Origin of the sequence: Streptomyces sp. NRRL F-2580 (assembly GCF_000720115.1) — a bacterium.
GTDB lineage: Bacteria > Actinomycetota > Actinomycetes > Streptomycetales > Streptomycetaceae > Streptomyces.
Genome location: NZ_JOIR01000003.1, coordinates 138,690 through 152,899, shown reverse-complemented (window position 1 = coordinate 152,899; position 14,210 = coordinate 138,690). Strand labels below are relative to the sequence as shown.

16 protein-coding genes and 1 tRNA gene are annotated in these 14,210 nt (G+C 72.1%); 8 read left to right on the top strand and 9 right to left on the bottom strand.

Features of this window, described 5'->3' with window-relative positions; genetic code table 11:
* Nucleotide 1 precedes the first annotated feature (1 nt).
* Nucleotides 2-76 (bottom strand) — tRNA-Ala (locus tag IF88_RS0103770).
* A 68-nt stretch (nt 77-144) separates the two neighbouring features.
* Between IF88_RS0103770 and IF88_RS0103765 the strand changes: the two genes are divergently transcribed.
* Nucleotides 145-696, top strand: a complete 552-nt coding sequence (locus tag IF88_RS0103765) for a hypothetical protein (protein ID WP_030707208.1) — start codon at nt 145-147, stop codon at nt 694-696.
* Nucleotides 697-733: 37 nt separating this feature from the next.
* On the opposite strand, the gene IF88_RS0103760 is transcribed toward IF88_RS0103765, so the two are convergent.
* From IF88_RS0103760 to IF88_RS0103745, 4 genes are all read right to left on the bottom strand, one after another.
* Nucleotides 734-1,297 (bottom strand): hypothetical protein, encoded by a 564-nt coding sequence (locus IF88_RS0103760; protein WP_078892701.1) that lies wholly within the window; start codon nt 1,295-1,297, stop codon nt 734-736.
* Nucleotides 1,294-3,105: an alpha/beta hydrolase gene (locus IF88_RS0103755; protein ID WP_030707206.1), complete on the bottom strand. Its 1,812-nt coding sequence runs from the start codon at nt 3,103-3,105 to the stop codon at nt 1,294-1,296. Before IF88_RS0103755 ends, IF88_RS0103760 begins: the two co-directional genes overlap by 4 nt.
* On the bottom strand, nt 3,102-3,476 hold the full coding sequence (locus tag IF88_RS0103750; RefSeq protein WP_051836447.1) for a hypothetical protein: 375 nt from the start codon (nt 3,474-3,476) through the stop codon (nt 3,102-3,104). The genes IF88_RS0103755 and IF88_RS0103750 overlap by 4 nt, the downstream gene beginning before the upstream one ends.
* 160 nt (nt 3,477-3,636) lie before the next feature.
* Nucleotides 3,637-4,098 (bottom strand): hypothetical protein, encoded by a 462-nt coding sequence (locus IF88_RS0103745; RefSeq protein WP_030707202.1) that lies wholly within the window; start codon nt 4,096-4,098, stop codon nt 3,637-3,639.
* Nucleotides 4,099-4,152: 54 nt separating this feature from the next.
* Here IF88_RS0103745 and IF88_RS0103740 point away from each other — a divergent pair, with 54 nt between their 5' ends.
* On the top strand, nt 4,153-4,884 hold the full coding sequence (locus tag IF88_RS0103740) for a class I SAM-dependent methyltransferase (protein ID WP_030707201.1): 732 nt from the start codon (nt 4,153-4,155) through the stop codon (nt 4,882-4,884).
* A 568-nt stretch (nt 4,885-5,452) separates the two neighbouring features.
* Here the strand turns inward: IF88_RS0103740 and IF88_RS0103735 are convergent.
* From IF88_RS0103735 to IF88_RS0103725, 3 genes are read right to left on the bottom strand one after another with little or no spacing between them, the layout of a single operon-like run.
* A complete protein-coding gene (locus IF88_RS0103735) occupies nt 5,453-6,436 on the bottom strand; it encodes an acyl-CoA dehydrogenase family protein (protein ID WP_030707200.1) in 984 nt (327 codons plus the stop codon).
* Nucleotides 6,436-7,617, bottom strand: coding sequence for an acyl-CoA dehydrogenase family protein (locus IF88_RS0103730; protein WP_030707199.1), 1,182 nt, complete (start codon nt 7,615-7,617; stop codon nt 6,436-6,438). Before IF88_RS0103730 ends, IF88_RS0103735 begins: the two co-directional genes overlap by 1 nt.
* Nucleotides 7,617-7,970: an enoyl-CoA hydratase-related protein gene (locus tag IF88_RS0103725; RefSeq protein ID WP_030707198.1), complete on the bottom strand. Its 354-nt coding sequence runs from the start codon at nt 7,968-7,970 to the stop codon at nt 7,617-7,619. Before IF88_RS0103725 ends, IF88_RS0103730 begins: the two co-directional genes overlap by 1 nt.
* Nucleotides 7,971-8,016: 46 nt before the next feature.
* Between IF88_RS0103725 and IF88_RS0103720 the strand changes: the two genes are divergently transcribed.
* The 6 genes from IF88_RS0103720 to IF88_RS0103695 all read left to right on the top strand — a co-directional run bounded on the left by IF88_RS0103720 (nt 8,017) and on the right by IF88_RS0103695 (nt 13,203).
* Nucleotides 8,017-8,346, top strand: a complete 330-nt coding sequence (locus IF88_RS0103720; protein WP_030707197.1) for an acyl-CoA dehydrogenase family protein — start codon at nt 8,017-8,019, stop codon at nt 8,344-8,346.
* The gene (locus tag IF88_RS0103715; RefSeq protein WP_030707196.1) at nt 8,343-9,125 is read left to right on the top strand and encodes an SDR family oxidoreductase; all 783 of its coding nucleotides are present in this window, start codon (nt 8,343-8,345) and stop codon (nt 9,123-9,125) included. The genes IF88_RS0103720 and IF88_RS0103715 overlap by 4 nt, the downstream gene beginning before the upstream one ends.
* Before the next feature lie 15 nt (nt 9,126-9,140).
* The gene (locus IF88_RS0103710; protein ID WP_078892700.1) at nt 9,141-9,779 is read left to right on the top strand and encodes a TetR/AcrR family transcriptional regulator; all 639 of its coding nucleotides are present in this window, start codon (nt 9,141-9,143) and stop codon (nt 9,777-9,779) included.
* 23 nt (nt 9,780-9,802) lie between these two features.
* A complete protein-coding gene (locus IF88_RS0103705; protein WP_030707193.1) occupies nt 9,803-10,960 on the top strand; it encodes an acetyl-CoA C-acetyltransferase in 1,158 nt (385 codons plus the stop codon).
* A gap of 247 nt (nt 10,961-11,207) precedes the next feature.
* The gene (locus tag IF88_RS0103700; RefSeq protein WP_030707191.1) at nt 11,208-11,414 is read left to right on the top strand and encodes a cold-shock protein; all 207 of its coding nucleotides are present in this window, start codon (nt 11,208-11,210) and stop codon (nt 11,412-11,414) included.
* A 100-nt stretch (nt 11,415-11,514) separates the two neighbouring features.
* Nucleotides 11,515-13,203: a DEAD/DEAH box helicase gene (locus tag IF88_RS0103695; protein WP_030707189.1), complete on the top strand. Its 1,689-nt coding sequence runs from the start codon at nt 11,515-11,517 to the stop codon at nt 13,201-13,203.
* 61 nt (nt 13,204-13,264) lie between these two features.
* Here the strand turns inward: IF88_RS0103695 and IF88_RS0103690 are convergent, their stop codons facing one another.
* Nucleotides 13,265-14,197, bottom strand: coding sequence for a tyrosine-protein phosphatase (locus tag IF88_RS0103690; RefSeq protein ID WP_030707187.1), 933 nt, complete (start codon nt 14,195-14,197; stop codon nt 13,265-13,267).
* Nucleotides 14,198-14,210: the final 13 nt, after the last annotated feature.

Sequence of the window (14,210 nt, the reverse complement as noted above, 5' to 3'; positions counted from 1 at the left end):
GGGCGGGGCGGCCGGATTCGAACCGGCGTCCTCCTCCATGCTGTGTAGGCGCACTACCTCTGTGCTACGACCCCGCCCTTGCCCCGGATCCTACGGGCGGGCGGGGGCACGGCGCACCGGAGTTTCCCGGGGCATGATGTGTCCATGGCGGAACTGATACGGAGGCTGGTCGGGGCGATCCTGCGCAACGGCCTCCTCCTGGCAGCGGAATTCGGTGCGGTCCTGCTGCTGCGGGGGCCCGAGTGGGCCTGGGTCCCGGTCCTGCTGGCCGTCTTCGTCCTCGGCGCGGCCGTCCCCCACGGCACCGGCGCGGAGTTCGTCGCCCGCACCGCGGTCGCGCTCTTCGCGGTGGGGATCGTGGTGCTCGCCGGGATCACCTGGGACCGGCACACCCTCCACGAACGCGGCCGGGAGGAGACGGCGGTCGTCGTCTCGCGCACGATGGTGGAGGACGGCTCCGGCTACGTCCCCTCCCTGCACCTGCGGACGGAGGCGGGCCGCGACCTGCCCGGACCGGTGACCCTGGACCGGCAGGTCGGAGCCCGCCTGACCGTGACGACGGACCCGGACGGCCCGTCCTGGTCCCTGGGCGGGCGCCCCGGCCGCCCGCTCTGGCAGGCGGCCGGCACCGCGGCGCTGCTCCTGCTGCAGAGCGCGACCCTCGGCGTGCTCTGTCTGCGCCGCCCCCGCACCTGAACCGGCCCGACCGGCAAGCCGGCCCCGGGCCGTGTGATCACATCTCGGCGGACCAGAAGTCGGAGCGGACGTTGGGGGTGGGGATGTCGCCTTCGTACGTGCGGCCGTTCGCCACCTTCGTGGGCGCTGCCACCTTCGACTCGTCCACGCAGGGGCTGGTGACTTCGAAGAAGGCCTGCCCAGCGTGACCGAACATGACCATGATGCCGAAGCCGTCCGGGGACGTGGCGATGATCTCAGGCATGTCCTTGTCCGGATTCACTGTCTTGATCCGGTAGCCGCTCGCCTTCCAGAAGTTCTCGACCACACCGAGGAAGTTGCCGCGGCGCTGCTCGGAGACGACCGTCATCACGGTCCAGTAGCGGGTTACGTCGCAGCTGCCGGTCGTCGTCGTGTCGTGGACCCATTCGATCTCCGGCTTGATCGCCCCGACCGTCGCGTAGAACATCGCGTCGGCGCGCTCCGCCGCTCCCTGCATGTCCATGCCTGCCACTGCCCCTTCTCGTTGCTTGCCGCCGTCCGTGGGCCCGCACCCGGCGAGCAGCGCGCCGGCCACAGCCATCGCACAGGCCAGGCGAACGGTCCGTGTGGTGCGCTTCATCGGTGCTTCTCCCTCACGATGTCCTCCGGATGTCCGGCGACGATCCTGGCGATGTTGTTCGCCGAGGTTTGGTCCTTCTCCGGAGTGAAGTATTGGGAGTGGGCATCGAACCCTCCGCCGTCGCGGATCATCCTGGGCCCGTCGTCGACCAGGAAGCGCTGTGCCCCGAAGGCCTTGCTCGCCGGGTCCTTGCCGAAGTACACGTCGTCGTTGCCGATGTCGAAGAGGTCACGTCCGACCGCAACCCCCACCACCGGGCCTCCCAGCACCCAGCCGAGCGCCGTCTCGCCCTTCGTGGGCAGGTGGGTGACCGGGTCGTTGTCGGCGGCGCCGACGAACACATGGTCCTTGCCCACGCCGAGCTCCGTCGCCTTCTGCGCGTCCACGCCGGGGCTGCCGAGCAGGATCACGTCGTCCACGCCGGGGATCCCGCCGGATTGCTTGGCGGCCGTGCCCACGGTGAGCGAGCCGTAGGAATGCCCGATCGCCGTCACATGCGGGTCCTTGTTCTCGTTCGTCGCCGAGATGCCCGCCATGAACTGGTTGTAGGCCGGGGCGCCCCGCTGCGCATCGCCCCTCGTCATCACGTCCACGTTCTGCGGGGCGTCGTAGCCCAACCAGACGATCGAGGCACTGGACGGGTCCACGCGCTGGGCACCCTTGGCGGTGTCCTGGGCCCGCTTCATCGTGCCCGTGACGAACTCGTCGTTGAGCTTGGTACTGAGACCGGGGACGTAGGCCGAGACGTTCTTGGAGGTGTCGGGGTTGCCATAGGAGACGATCGCGCGTCCGTTGCCCTCGTCTCCGATGCCCAGGAGGAACATGGGCGGGCGACTCGGCTCGTTCAGCTTGCCCTGGATCATGCGGAGGGCATCGACCTTGGTCTTCGCGTCATCGCCGCCCTGGTGCGCCAAGCTGTCGATGAGGACCGGCAGGTAGTTGCGGTTTGCCTCGTCGCGGGAGACCGCCGGTATGCCGTCCAAGCCGCTGATCAGGTCTGGTGCGATCTCCAGGTACTCCTGGCGCTGTTCATCGGTCAGGCCGTCCCACCACTGCTTTCGCTCGGCGGGGTTTTTGTCCTGTGGGATGCCTTTGCCGAGGTACCTGGCGGCGGTGGAACGGACGTCGGAGGTGTCCCGGAAGACGTCTTTCAGTGTGGCCTCGGTGACATCAAGGCCCTTCTCCGCCTTCAGACCGCTGAGGGTCTTGGCGTACCGGGCGTCCATCTCCTGGGCGGACCGCATGGCCCGGGCGATACGGTCGGCCACGTCCTGCGCCTTCGCCGCGTTCGGGTTCAGCGGCTTGAAGCCCGAGTAGCCGGGGTACAGCGGCGACTGCCCCTGCGTGCCGAGGCCGGGCGGTTCCAGCGCGAGGCGGGAGCTGCCCTGGACCTTACTGCCCGGGGCCTCCTTCTTCGCCCCGGTCAGGTCCTGGACCTCGGTGGCCGGGTAGCTGACGGAACCGTCCTCGTGGACGGTGAAGTTCAGGGCGGCGGCGTCCGCGAGGGCCTGCGTCAACTGCTTCTGGGGCTCGGCGAGGTCGGCGGCGAGGCCGTTGAGCGCGGTACGGACGAGCCCGCACTCGGTGTGCAGGTACTGGAAGTTGCGGCTGAGGCGCTGGAGCCTGCCGAGGGCGGCCTCCGCCGACTCGCTCTCCTGGGTCTCGCGGAGCTTTGCGGACATCGCGCGGTCGACCCGTACGCGGTCGGAGTCCGAGCGGTCCGAGACCTCGTGCCACTTGTCGCCCGCCTCCGTGAACTCGGAGGTCTTGAGGTCGCGCAGCTGCTGCCAGGTAAGGGTTCCGGTCATCGCTTCCCGTCCGCCTTGCCGCCGCCGTCGACGCCCTTGAAGGACGTCTCGATCGCGGTCTCCGTCTCGCCCATCTCCTTGGCGACCGTCAGCAGGGTTCCCTTGAGCTGCTCGCACTCGTCCCGCACCGCCTGAAGGCGTTCCTCCCAGGACGTCAGCACGCTCTTGAGGGCGGCGACGGAACTGAATCCGGCGGCTCCCGATTCGACGCCCTCGTGTCCGGGGCCGAGCGCCGACCGGCTCGTCTCCGTGCTGGTGCGCAGGTCGCCGGCGGTGCCGGAAGCACTGGTCCAAGGGCCGTTGCTGTGATTGAGGCCTCCGGTCCCGCCCCCGCCGGTCCCCGGATCGGGGGCCGCCGAGGCGAGCCTCATCGCGGGCCCGCCTTCGGCCGGTCCGAACAGCTCCTGCCAGCGCTCCGAATACACGGCTCCCCCGTCTACACTTCCGTTCCGCTTCTGCGCCCCGAGAGACTAACGCAGGCCACGTACGTGTGTGCGATCGGGAACTGCCGCCGGACCCGAAAGGGACGACCTAGTCCTTGATGATGTAGGAGCAGCCCTTCGTGTTCTTGACGCCGTCGCTCTCCGCGACCTGCTTGCCGTCGACCTTGATGGTGCAGGGGGCCTGCTGGAGCTTGCCGTCGGCGCCCGTGATCGTGCCCGGGACGACGTTCACCAGGTAGCCCACCTTCCGCTCCGCGGCCGTGAGTTCGGCGGTGCCCGACTTCGACCACGGCAGGGTCTGCTGCTCGAAACCGCTTCCGATGCCGCTGTACATGACTGCCGTCTTGCCGGTGCCGCCGACCTCCAGGGTCACCTCGTGCGTCGCGCCGCCGGACTTGGCCGGCGGCGCGGACGACGCGGGCGCCGGAGAGGCGGCAGCGGGCTTGCCGCTGTCGACGGCCGGCTTCGGGGCGTCGCTGCCACAGCCCGTCAGGAGAACCGCCGCCGCGCACAGCGTCATCGCGGACAGCGCGGTCTTCGTCCTTCGCATGTTTCCGGTACCCCGATCTTGTTGCTCGTTTGCGTGATCGAAAACAATGGACGCATGACGACGCGCGCCCGTTCCTTCGATTCCGCAGCCGCTCTGTACGCGGCGAACCGGCCGGGCTACCCGCCGGCCCTCTTCGACGCCCTGGAGGAGCTCGCCGGGCGGCCCCTCGCCGGGGCGCGGGTGGCCGACGTGGGGGCGGGAACCGGGATCGCCACCGCACTGCTGCACGAGCGCGGGGCCGAGGTCGTCGCCGTGGAGCCCGGGGACGGGATGGCCGCCGAGTTCCGGCGGGCGAACCCCTCGATCCCGCTCGTGCGCGGGGACGGGGACCGGCTGCCGCTGGCGAGCGGCGCGTTCGACCTCCTCACCTACGCCCAGGCCTGGCACTGGACCGACCCGGCCCGCTCCGTCCCCGAGGCCCGCCGGGTGCTGCGTCCGGGCGGGGCGCTCGCAGTCTGGTGGAACGACACGGACTCAGGCGTGCCGTGGATCGCCGAGCAGGAGGAGCGGCTGCGCGTCTTCTTCCGGGCCGCCGAGGGGGTGAACGGCTTCCGCACCCTGCCGGAGGGGCTGGGCGAGTTCACCACCCGCACCCTGCGCTGGTCCCGCCGCATCACGCTCGACGCCCACCTCGCCAACCTCGCCAGCCACTCCGCCTTCCTGGTCCTCGGCGAAGCCGGCACCCGCGAGTACTTCGCGGCGGAACGGGAGCTGCTGACCCCGCTCTTCCCGGACGGCACGGTCGAGGAGCAGTACGTGGTGACCCTCAGCGTCGCCCGGACGTGACGCGCCGGCGGTAGCGCACGCGCGGCGCCGCTGCCGGGGCTCGGCCCCGCACCCCGCGCCTCAAACGCCGGCGGGGCTGAATTGGTGCGGCGGGGCCGGAGTGGTGCGGCGCGGCTGGACAGCCCGGCTGAAAGATCGGGGCTCCGCCCCGGACCCCGCGCCTCAAACGCCGGCGGGGCTGAATTTGCGCGGCGAGGCCGGAGTGGTGCGGCGCGGCTGGACAGCCCGGCTGAAAGATCGGGGCTCGGCCCCGCACCCCGCGCCTCAAACGCCGGCGAGGCTGAATTGTTCGGCGGAGGCTGAATGGTGCGGCAGGGCTGGACCGGACGGTTGGGGCGGGGGTGGGTGTGTGTCGGGGTGATCCCCGCAGGGTGCCGAACGCAAGGTGCCTCCGCGCTCCGACCCCTGGAAACGTTCGGCGCCCGAGGAGACGCCCCGGCGCGCGCCCGCCCCCGCCTCAACCGGCCCCCCGCCCGACCCCGCCCCGGCACGACCGGCCCGAGCGGCGCAGCCAACCGGCGGCGCAGCCAACCCGCGGCGCAGCCGACCCGCGGCAGCCAACCGGCCCCTACCCTTCGCGCGGCCGCAGGACCTCCGCCCGGCAGGCCGACGGCGTGCCCCACGCGTCCCGCAGCGGGCGGGCCTTGCGCAGCCACAGGGACAGGTCCAGCTCCTCCGTGTAGCCGACCGCGCCGTGCAGCTGGAGCGCGGTCATCGCGGCCCGGTGGCAGGCTTCGCCCGCCGACAGCTTCGCCGCCGCCACGTCCGGCGCGGCCGGCGACAGGGCCGCCGCCCACACCAGCGGGCGGGCGAACTCCAGGGCGAGCAGGGTGTCCGCCAGGCGGTGCTTCACCGCCTGGAAGGACCCGATCGGGGCGCCGAACTGCGTGCGCTGCTTCGCGTACTCCACCGTCCTGGCCAGCAGCGCCTCGCCCACGCCCAGGCACTGGGCCGCCGTCAGCAGGCGCGCCCAGCGCAGGGCGACCTCCGCCGCCGCCACCACCGCCGGGCCCGCGGCCAGCAGTTCGCCGTCCGGGGCCGGCCGGTACAGCCGCCGCGCCGGGTCCGTCGAGGCCAGCAGCTCCCCGTGCCCGCCCGCCAGCCGCAGCTCGCCCGCCGGCGACACGGTGAAGCAGTGCGTCGCCGCGTCCGCGTCCAGGGCGTACGGGCCGCCGCCCGGCAGGGTCAGCGTGGCCGAGGACCCGCCCGCGACCAGGCCCGGGACGAACCGCTTCGCCAGCCCCTCGTCACCCAGCTCCGACAGGAGGACCGAGAGGGCCGCGCTCTCCACCAGCGGCCCCGGCACCCCCGCCCGGCCCAGCTCCACGAAGCCGAGCGACAGCTCCACCGGGAGCAGCCCGAGGCCCTCGTACGGCTCCGGCGCGGCCAGCGCGAACAGGCCCGTCCCCGCCAGCCGGGACCGCAGCGCCCGCCCCGGCCCGTGCTCGCCGCCCGCCCAGGCCCGTACCGTCGCCGGGACCCCCGCCGAGCCCAGCAGGGAGCGCAGCGTACGGGCGAAGTCCGACTGCTCGTCGGTCGGCAGGAAGCGCATCAGCGGCGGCCCTTCGGAAGGCCGAGCAGCCGCTCGGCGATGATGTCGCGCTGGATCTCGTTCGTCCCCGCGTAGATCGGCCCGGCCAGGGAGAAGACCCATGGCTCGGCCCACTCGCCCTCCGCCAGCTCCGCGTCCGCGCCCAGCAGGTCGAGCGCCGTCTCGTGCAGGGCGATGTCGTACTCCGACCAGAACACCTTGTTCAGACTGGACTCGGCGCCGATGTCCCCCACTCTCGGCTCCGCTCGAGCGGGGGTGCCCCCACCGCCCGCCGCGAACCGGGCGGCGCCCGCCCAGGTGAACAGCTCGTAGGCGCGCGCCCCGACCACCGCGTCCGCCACCCGGTCCCGCAGCGCGGTGTCCGAGGGGTCCCCCTGCGCACGCCACAGCCCGGACAGCCGGTCCGCCGCCGCCAGGAAGCGGCCGGGGGAGCGCAGGGTCAGCCCCCGCTCGTTGCCGGTCGTCGACATCGCGATCCGCCAGCCCTGCCCCGGCTCCCCGATCACGTCCTCGTCCGGTACGAAGACGCCCTCCAGGAAGAGCTCCGCGAAGGCCGGCTTGCCGTCGAGGCGGCCGATGGGCCGCACGGTGACCCCCGGCGCCCGCAGGTCGAACATCAGGTACGTCAGCCCCTGGTGCGGTTTCGGGGTGTCCGGGTCGGTGCGGAAGATCCCGAAGGCGCGGTCGGCGAAGGCCGCCCGCGAGGACCAGGTCTTCTGCCCGGACAGCAGCCAGCCGCCCTCCGTCCGCACCGCCCGCGACCTCAGCGAGGCCAGGTCGGAGCCCGACTCCGGCTCCGACCAGGCCTGCGCCCAGATCACCTCGCCGCTCGCCATCGACGGCAGCACCCGGGCCCGCTGCTCCGCCGTCGCGTGGTCGAAGAGGGTCGGCGCGAGGAGGTTGATGCCGTTCTGCGAGACCCGGCCGGGCGAGCCCGCCGCCCAGTACTCCTCCTCGAAGACCAGCCACTTCACGAGGTCCGCGCCCCGGCCCCCGTACTCCTCGGGCCAGGACACCACCGACCAGCGGTCCGCGTGCAGCAGCGCCTCCCACTCCCGGTGGGCCGCGAACCCCTCCCGCGTCTCCAGCGAGGGCAACGGCCGCGCCGGGACGTGCTCGGCCAGCCAGGCGCGCGCCTCGGCCCGGAAGGCCTCCGTGTCCGCCGTGTGCACCAGCTCCATCAGCCGTTCGCCTCCTTCAGGGCGGCGCTCTTCATGGCGGACACGTTCATGCCGCCGAGCGAGTCCGCGGCCGTCTCCGCGTGGTGGGCGTGCGCCGGGTGGTGCAGGCCGAACACCGAGTCCATGCCGGTGTGCAGCCCCTGGAGGTCCTCGGCCCGGTTGACGGAGAAGTGCTCCCCGGCCCCCGCCAGGACGACCACCCGCACCTCGGGATCGTCGGCGGCGCGGTAGAAGGCGTCGTCCAGGGCGTAGGTCATGGCGCTGTTCTGCGCGTTGCGGTAGCGGGGGCGGTTCATGGTCACGTACGCGACCGGGCCGCGCCGCTCGTACAGCACCACCGGGGCTTCGGGCATGCGGAGATCCTTCCCTAACAAGTGTTTGGTAGGTTAACGTACCGCCATGAGCAGCGTCGAGGAGTTCCGCACCGAGGTTCGGAGTGGGCTACGGGCCCACCTCACCGGCGAGTTCGCCACCCTCAAGGGTCGCGGCGGACCCGGCCGGGAGCCCTGGTCCCGCCGGCACCGCGAGCTCGGCGAGCTCGCCATGGACGTGTGCGCCGCCGCCTCGCTCCTCGCGGCGGGCGCGCACGGGGACCCGTACGCGCCCGACGACCGGCAGCGGCTCTTCCCCTTCTCCCGCGCCGACACGATCTGCGCGGGCTCGGACGAGATCCGGCGCACCCTCATCGCCGAGCGGATCCTCGGCCTTCCCAAGGAGGTACGGGCGTGAGCACCCCCGACTACGTCCCCGGGCACGGACTGCTGAAGGACCGCACCGCCGTCATCACCGCGGCCGCCGGAGCCGGGATCGGTGGGGCCACCGCCCGCCGCTTCCTGGAAGAGGGAGCCCGCATCGTCATCGGCGACGCCCACGCCCGCCGCCTCAAGGAGACCGAGGAGGCGCTCGCCGCCGAGTTCGGGACGGACCGCGTCACCTCCCTGCCCTGCGACGTCACCGACGAGGACCAGGTCGCCGCCCTCTTCGCGCTCGCCGAACAGACCCACGGCCGCCTCGACGTCGTCGTCAACAACGCCGGACTCGGCGGCACCGCCGCCCTCGTCGACATGACCGACGAACAGTGGGGCAAGGTCCTCGACGTCACCCTGAACGGAACCTTCCGCTGCACCCGCGCCGCACTGCGCTCGTTCCGGACGTCCGGCGGGGGCGGGGTCGTCGTCAACAACGCCTCCGTCGTCGGCTGGCGCGCCCAGACCGGCCAGGCCCACTACGCCGCCGCCAAGGCCGGGGTGATGGCACTGACCCGCTGCGCGGCCCTGGAGGCCGCGGAGTTCGGCGTACGGATCAACGCGGTCGCCCCGAGCCTGGCCATGCACCCGCACCTGGTGAAGGTCACCAGCGCGGAGCTGCTGGCCGAACTCACCGCCCGCGAGGCCTTCGGCCGGTACGCCGAACCCTGGGAGGTCGCCAACGTCATCGTCTTCCTGGCCAGCGGCTATTCCTCGTACATGACGGGCGAGACCGTGTCGGTCAGCAGCCAGCACGCCTAGGCCGAGAATGGACGCGTGCCAACGAACCAGCCGAACCAGCCGACACCCAAGAAGAAGCCGCAGGTGACGGCCTCGCCCGAGCGGCGCCGTGAACTCCTCGACACCGCCGCCGAGGTCTTCGCCGCCCAGGGCTACAACGCCACTACCGTCCGCAAGATCGCCGACGCCGCCGGCATGCTCGCCGGCAGCCTCTACTACCACTTCGATTCCAAGGAATCGATGCTCGACGAGATCCTCTCCGCCTTCCTGACCGAACTGTGGGAGGGGTACGACACCGTCCTCGCCGCGGGCCTCGGCCCCAGGGAGACCATCGAGGCCCTCGTCACCGAGTCCTTCCGGGAGATCGACAGGCACCGCGCCGCCGTCGCGATCTACCAGAAGGAGTCCCGCACGCTCTGCGCGCAGCCCCGCTTCCACTACCTGTCCGACTCGCAGCAGAAGTTCGAGAAGGCCTGGCTGGGGACGCTGGAGCGGGGGGTCGCCGCCAAGGTCTTCCGCGCCGACCTCGACATCCGCCTCACCTACCGCTTCGTGCGCGACACGGTGTGGGTGGCGGCGTCCTGGTACCGGCCGGGCGGACAGCACAGCCCCGAGGAGATCGCCCGCCAGTACCTGTCGATGGTGCTGGACGGGATCGCCCTCCGCCCCACGTGACAGATCCGATCCGAGGAGTCCCGATGCCCGAGGCCTACATAGTCGACGCGGTACGCACCCCCGTGGGGCGGCGCAAGGGCGGACTGTCCGCCGTCCACCCGGCCGACCTGGGTGCACACGTCCTGAAGGCGCTGGTCGAGCGGTCCGGGGTGGACCCGGCCGCCGTGGAGGACGTGGTGTTCGGCTGCCTCGACACGGTGGGTCCGCAGGCAGGCGACATCGCGCGGACGGCCTGGCTGGCCGCGGGCCTCCCGGAGGAGGTGCCCGGGGTCACCGTCGACCGCCAGTGCGGATCCTCGCAGCAGGCCGTGCACTTCGCGGCGCAGGGGGTGCTCTCCGGTACCCAGGACCTGGTGGTCGCGGGCGGCACCCAGAACATGTCGATGATCCCGATCGCCTTCGCCTCGCGGCAGGCGGCGGAACCCCTGGGGCTCACGGAGGGCCCGTACGCGGGATCGGCGGGCTGGCGGGCCCGGTACGGCGACGCCCCGGTCAACCAGTTCCACGGCGCCCAGCTCATCGCGCGGAAGTGGGGGATCAGCCGGCAGGACATGGAGGAATTCGCGCTCCGCTCCCACCGGCGGGCGATCCGGGCCATCGACGAGGGCCGCTTCGCGCGCGAGACGGTGGCGTACGGGGACGTGAGCGTGGACGAGGGCCCGCGCCGGGACACGACGCTGGAGAAGATGGCGGCCCTCAAGCCGGTGGTCGAGGGCGGCACCATCACCGCCGCGGTCTCCTCCCAGGTCTCGGACGGCGCGGCGGCCATGCTGATCGCCTCCGAGCGGGCCGTACGGGAACACGGCCTGCGGCCCCGCGCCCGCATCCACCACCTCTCGGTCCGCGGCGAGGACCCGATCCGCATGCTGTCGGCGCCGATCCCGGCGACGGCGTACGCGCTCAAGAAGACCGGCATGTCGCTGGCCGACATCGACCTGGTGGAGATCAACGAGGCCTTCGCCCCGGTGGTGCTGGCCTGGCTCAAGGAGACCGGAGCCGATCCGGAGCGGGTCAACGTCAACGGCGGCGCGATCGCCCTGGGCCACCCCCTGGGCGCGACGGGGGTGAAGCTGATGACCACGCTCCTGCACGAGCTGGAGCGCACCGGAGGCCGCTACGGCCTCCAGACGATGTGCGAGGGCGGCGGCCAGGCCAACGTGACGATCATCGAGCGGCTCTGACCCCGGCCCCGGCGGGGGCCCCGACACCCCCGGCGGAGCCGGGCCCCGCCGGGACTTTTCACACGGACGGCGCAGGTCACACGGCCGTGGGTACACCGACGCACGGAGGTGTGCTAGCTTAGAGCTCGTTGCAGTTGTGGTACCCATGAACTTTATGTGCGCCTGACGGGAATGATCCTCAGGCGCTTTTATTGTTTTGCCGGACTCTCCGGATGGGGCCCTTTGCCGCCTATTCAGGAGATTCAAAATGGCACTTGGCACCGTGAAGTGGTTCAACTCGGAAAAGGGCTTCGGCTTCATCGAGCAGGACGGTGGCGGCCCGGACGTCTTCGCCCACTACTCGAACATCGCCACCCAGGGCTTCCGTGAGCTCCAGGAGGGCCAGCGCGTGTCCTTCGACGTCACCCAGGGCCAGAAGGGCCCCCAGGCGGAGAACATCCTCCCCGCCAACTAAGTATTTCAGCTTGCCGGGGTCCGCACCGTGAGGTGCGGACCCCGGCTTGTCTGCTGTTTCGACCTTGTTGTACCTGCCGGTTTCAGGAGGGCATTTCCGCATGACCAGCTCCAGCTCCGCACGACCCAGCCGCCGCCCCACCCGGGGCCGAGGCGCGGCCCAGGGACGTCCGAAGGCTGGTGCGGGACGGCAGAAGTCCGCCCCCGTTGCCAGGCCGCAGGAATTCACCATGCCCGAACCGCTGACCCCGGCGCTCCCGCCGGTCGCCGCGTTCGAGGACATGGACATGCCCGAGGCGCTGCTGAAGACCCTCGCCGCCCAGGGCGTCACCGAGCCGTTCCCGATCCAGGCCGCGACGCTGCCGAACTCGCTCGCCGCCCGTGACCTGCTCGGCCGCGGCCGCACCGGCTCCGGCAAGACGCTGGCCTTCGGCCTGGCGCTGCTGGCCCGTACCGCCGGCCACCGCGCGCAGCCGAAGCAGCCGCTCGCGCTGGTCCTCGTACCGACCCGTGAGCTCGCGCAGCAGGTCACCGACGCCCTTTCCCCGTACGCCACGGCCGTCAACCTGCGCATCGCGACCGTCGTCGGCGGCATGTCGATCAACCGTCAGTCCGGCGCCCTGCGCCGCGGCTCCGAGGTGCTCGTCGCCACCCCCGGCCGTCTGAAGGACCTCATCGACCGCGGTGACGCCGACCTCTCGCAGGTGGGCATCACCGTCCTCGACGAGGCCGACCAGATGACCGACATGGGCTTCATGCCGCAGGTCACCGCGCTGCTCAAGCAGGTGCGGCCCGAGGGCCAGACCATGCTCTTCTCGGCGACGCTCGACAAGAACATCGACAAACTCGTCAAGATGTTCCTGCACGACCCGGTCGCCTTCTCCGTCGACCCGTCCGCCGGCGCGGTCAGCACGATGGAGCACCACGTCCTGTACGTCATGGACGAGACCGACAAGAAGGCCGTGGCGACGCGTATAGCCGCTCGCGACGGCCGGGTGATCATGTTCGTGGACACCAAGCGCGGGGTCGACCGCATGGTCAAGAAGCTCCTCGCGGACGGCGTCCGCGCCTCCGGCCTGCACGGCGGCCGCTCCCAGCCGCAGCGCAACCGCACCCTGGACTGGTTCAAGACGGGCGAGGTCACCGCGCTGGTGGCGACGAACGTCGCCGCGCGCGGCATCCACATCGACGACCTCGACCTCGTCGTCAACGTGGACCCGCCCACCGACCACAAGGACTACCTGCACCGCGGCGGCCGTACCGCCCGTGCCGGCGAGTCCGGCAGCGTGGTCACCCTGGTGCTGCCCGACCAGAAGCGGGACATGACCCGTCTGATGTCGGACGCCGGGATCTCCCCGCGCACCGCGCAGATCAAGTCCTCCGACGAGGAGCTGTCCCGGCTGACCGGCGCCAAGGAGCCCTCGGGCATCCCGGTGGTGCTGGACGTGCCGCAGCCGACCCCGCCGAAGCCGCGCAACGGCTCCGGCTCCGGTTCGGGCTCCGGCTCGCGCCGCCGTTCGGGCGGGCCGCGCACCGGCTCCGCCACGGGCGGCGCCCAGCCGGCGGCCGGCGGTCGCGGCCGCCGTTCCGGTGGCGGTGCCTCCGGGCAGGCCCCGGCGGCCGCCGGGTCGGGCCAGGCCCGCCGCGGCGGTCAGGGCGGCGGCGCGGCGGCCGGCTCCGGCGAGCGCGGCCGGCGTACCGGTGGCGGCGCGGCCTCCGGCGGTGCGGCCGCGGCTTCGGCGCGCAGCCGCGTCGGATCGGGCGGGCAGGGCCGCCGCCGCGCGGTCTGACGTACACGGTGACCACGACGCCGGGCAGTGCTTCGCGCACTGCCCGGCGTCGTGCTGTCCGCTAGCGGACCAGCTTGTTCTGGAGCTTCGCCAGCGTCCACAGGTCCAGGCCGAGGCCCTCGGTCAGGTAACCGTAGAAGCTGCCGTAGTCCGCCTCCATCCGCGCCGTCGCCGCGTCCAGGTAGTCCTGGCGGACCTCCTGGAGCGGGATCAGCAGGTCGGGGTTCTGCATGCGCCCCGACTGCTTGAGGCCCGCCCGCAGCCGGGCGTCGTAGGCGGCGCGGAAGGTGTTCGACGCCAGGTAGTCGCGCTCGGCGGTGTCCTCGGGGACGGCCAGCGCGCGCAGCAGGACGTAACTCATCCAGCCGGTCCGGTCCTTGCCGGACGTGCAGTGGTAGAGGACCGGGCCCTGGCCGCCGTCCGCGAGCTCCCGCAGGGTCGCCGCGAACTGCACCCGGTTCTCGGGGCCGGTCACGAACGTCCGGTAGATGTCGCGCACGTAGGCCTCGGCGCGGCCGCCGCCGAGCATCTGCTCCTGCGTGACGGGGTCGCCACTGGCGATCGCGTCGACGAGGGTTCCGTAGAGGCCCAGGTCACTGACCGGGCGCGAGGTGGCGGTGAGCCCGGACGGCAGCCGGTCGGCGCCGTCGTACTGGAGCTCCATGGGGATGCGGAAATCGACGACCTTCGTGAGGCCGAGACCGGAGACGGTGGTGACGTCGGCGTCGGTCAGCTTGCTCAGTGCGTCGGAGCGGTAGACGAGTCCCTGGCGGACCTCGCCGCCGGTCCAGGTGCGGTAGCCGCCGATGTCACGGACGTTGACGGCGCCCTGGAGGGAGATCTGGCGAATCGTTTCTGCTTGGGGCTGGGCCTGGTGGTGCCGGGCGCTGACCCCGGCTCCGGGCGCCGCCGCGTACGCGGAGGCGGGCAGGGTCCCGATGGCGAGAGCGGCGGCGGCCGCCGCTCTCGCCAGGCGGATGCGGGCACGGCTCATGGAGGCGACTCCT

Coding starts and splice junctions, on each gene's coding strand:
- IF88_RS0103765 (WP_030707208.1), top strand. CDS start 145: ATGGCGGAACTGATACGGAGGCTGGTCGGGGCGATCCTGCGCAACGGC.
- IF88_RS0103760 (WP_078892701.1), bottom strand. CDS start 1,297: ATGAAGCGCACCACACGGACCGTTCGCCTGGCCTGTGCGATGGCTGTG.
- IF88_RS0103755 (WP_030707206.1), bottom strand. CDS start 3,105: ATGACCGGAACCCTTACCTGGCAGCAGCTGCGCGACCTCAAGACCTCC.
- IF88_RS0103750 (WP_051836447.1), bottom strand. CDS start 3,476: ATGAGGCTCGCCTCGGCGGCCCCCGATCCGGGGACCGGCGGGGGCGGG.
- IF88_RS0103745 (WP_030707202.1), bottom strand. CDS start 4,098: ATGCGAAGGACGAAGACCGCGCTGTCCGCGATGACGCTGTGCGCGGCG.
- IF88_RS0103740 (WP_030707201.1), top strand. CDS start 4,153: ATGACGACGCGCGCCCGTTCCTTCGATTCCGCAGCCGCTCTGTACGCG.
- IF88_RS0103735 (WP_030707200.1), bottom strand. CDS start 6,436: ATGCGCTTCCTGCCGACCGACGAGCAGTCGGACTTCGCCCGTACGCTG.
- IF88_RS0103730 (WP_030707199.1), bottom strand. CDS start 7,617: ATGGAGCTGGTGCACACGGCGGACACGGAGGCCTTCCGGGCCGAGGCG.
- IF88_RS0103725 (WP_030707198.1), bottom strand. CDS start 7,970: ATGCCCGAAGCCCCGGTGGTGCTGTACGAGCGGCGCGGCCCGGTCGCG.
- IF88_RS0103720 (WP_030707197.1), top strand. CDS start 8,017: ATGAGCAGCGTCGAGGAGTTCCGCACCGAGGTTCGGAGTGGGCTACGG.
- IF88_RS0103705 (WP_030707193.1), top strand. CDS start 9,803: ATGCCCGAGGCCTACATAGTCGACGCGGTACGCACCCCCGTGGGGCGG.
- IF88_RS0103700 (WP_030707191.1), top strand. CDS start 11,208: ATGGCACTTGGCACCGTGAAGTGGTTCAACTCGGAAAAGGGCTTCGGC.
- IF88_RS0103695 (WP_030707189.1), top strand. CDS start 11,515: ATGACCAGCTCCAGCTCCGCACGACCCAGCCGCCGCCCCACCCGGGGC.
- IF88_RS0103690 (WP_030707187.1), bottom strand. CDS start 14,197: ATGAGCCGTGCCCGCATCCGCCTGGCGAGAGCGGCGGCCGCCGCCGCT.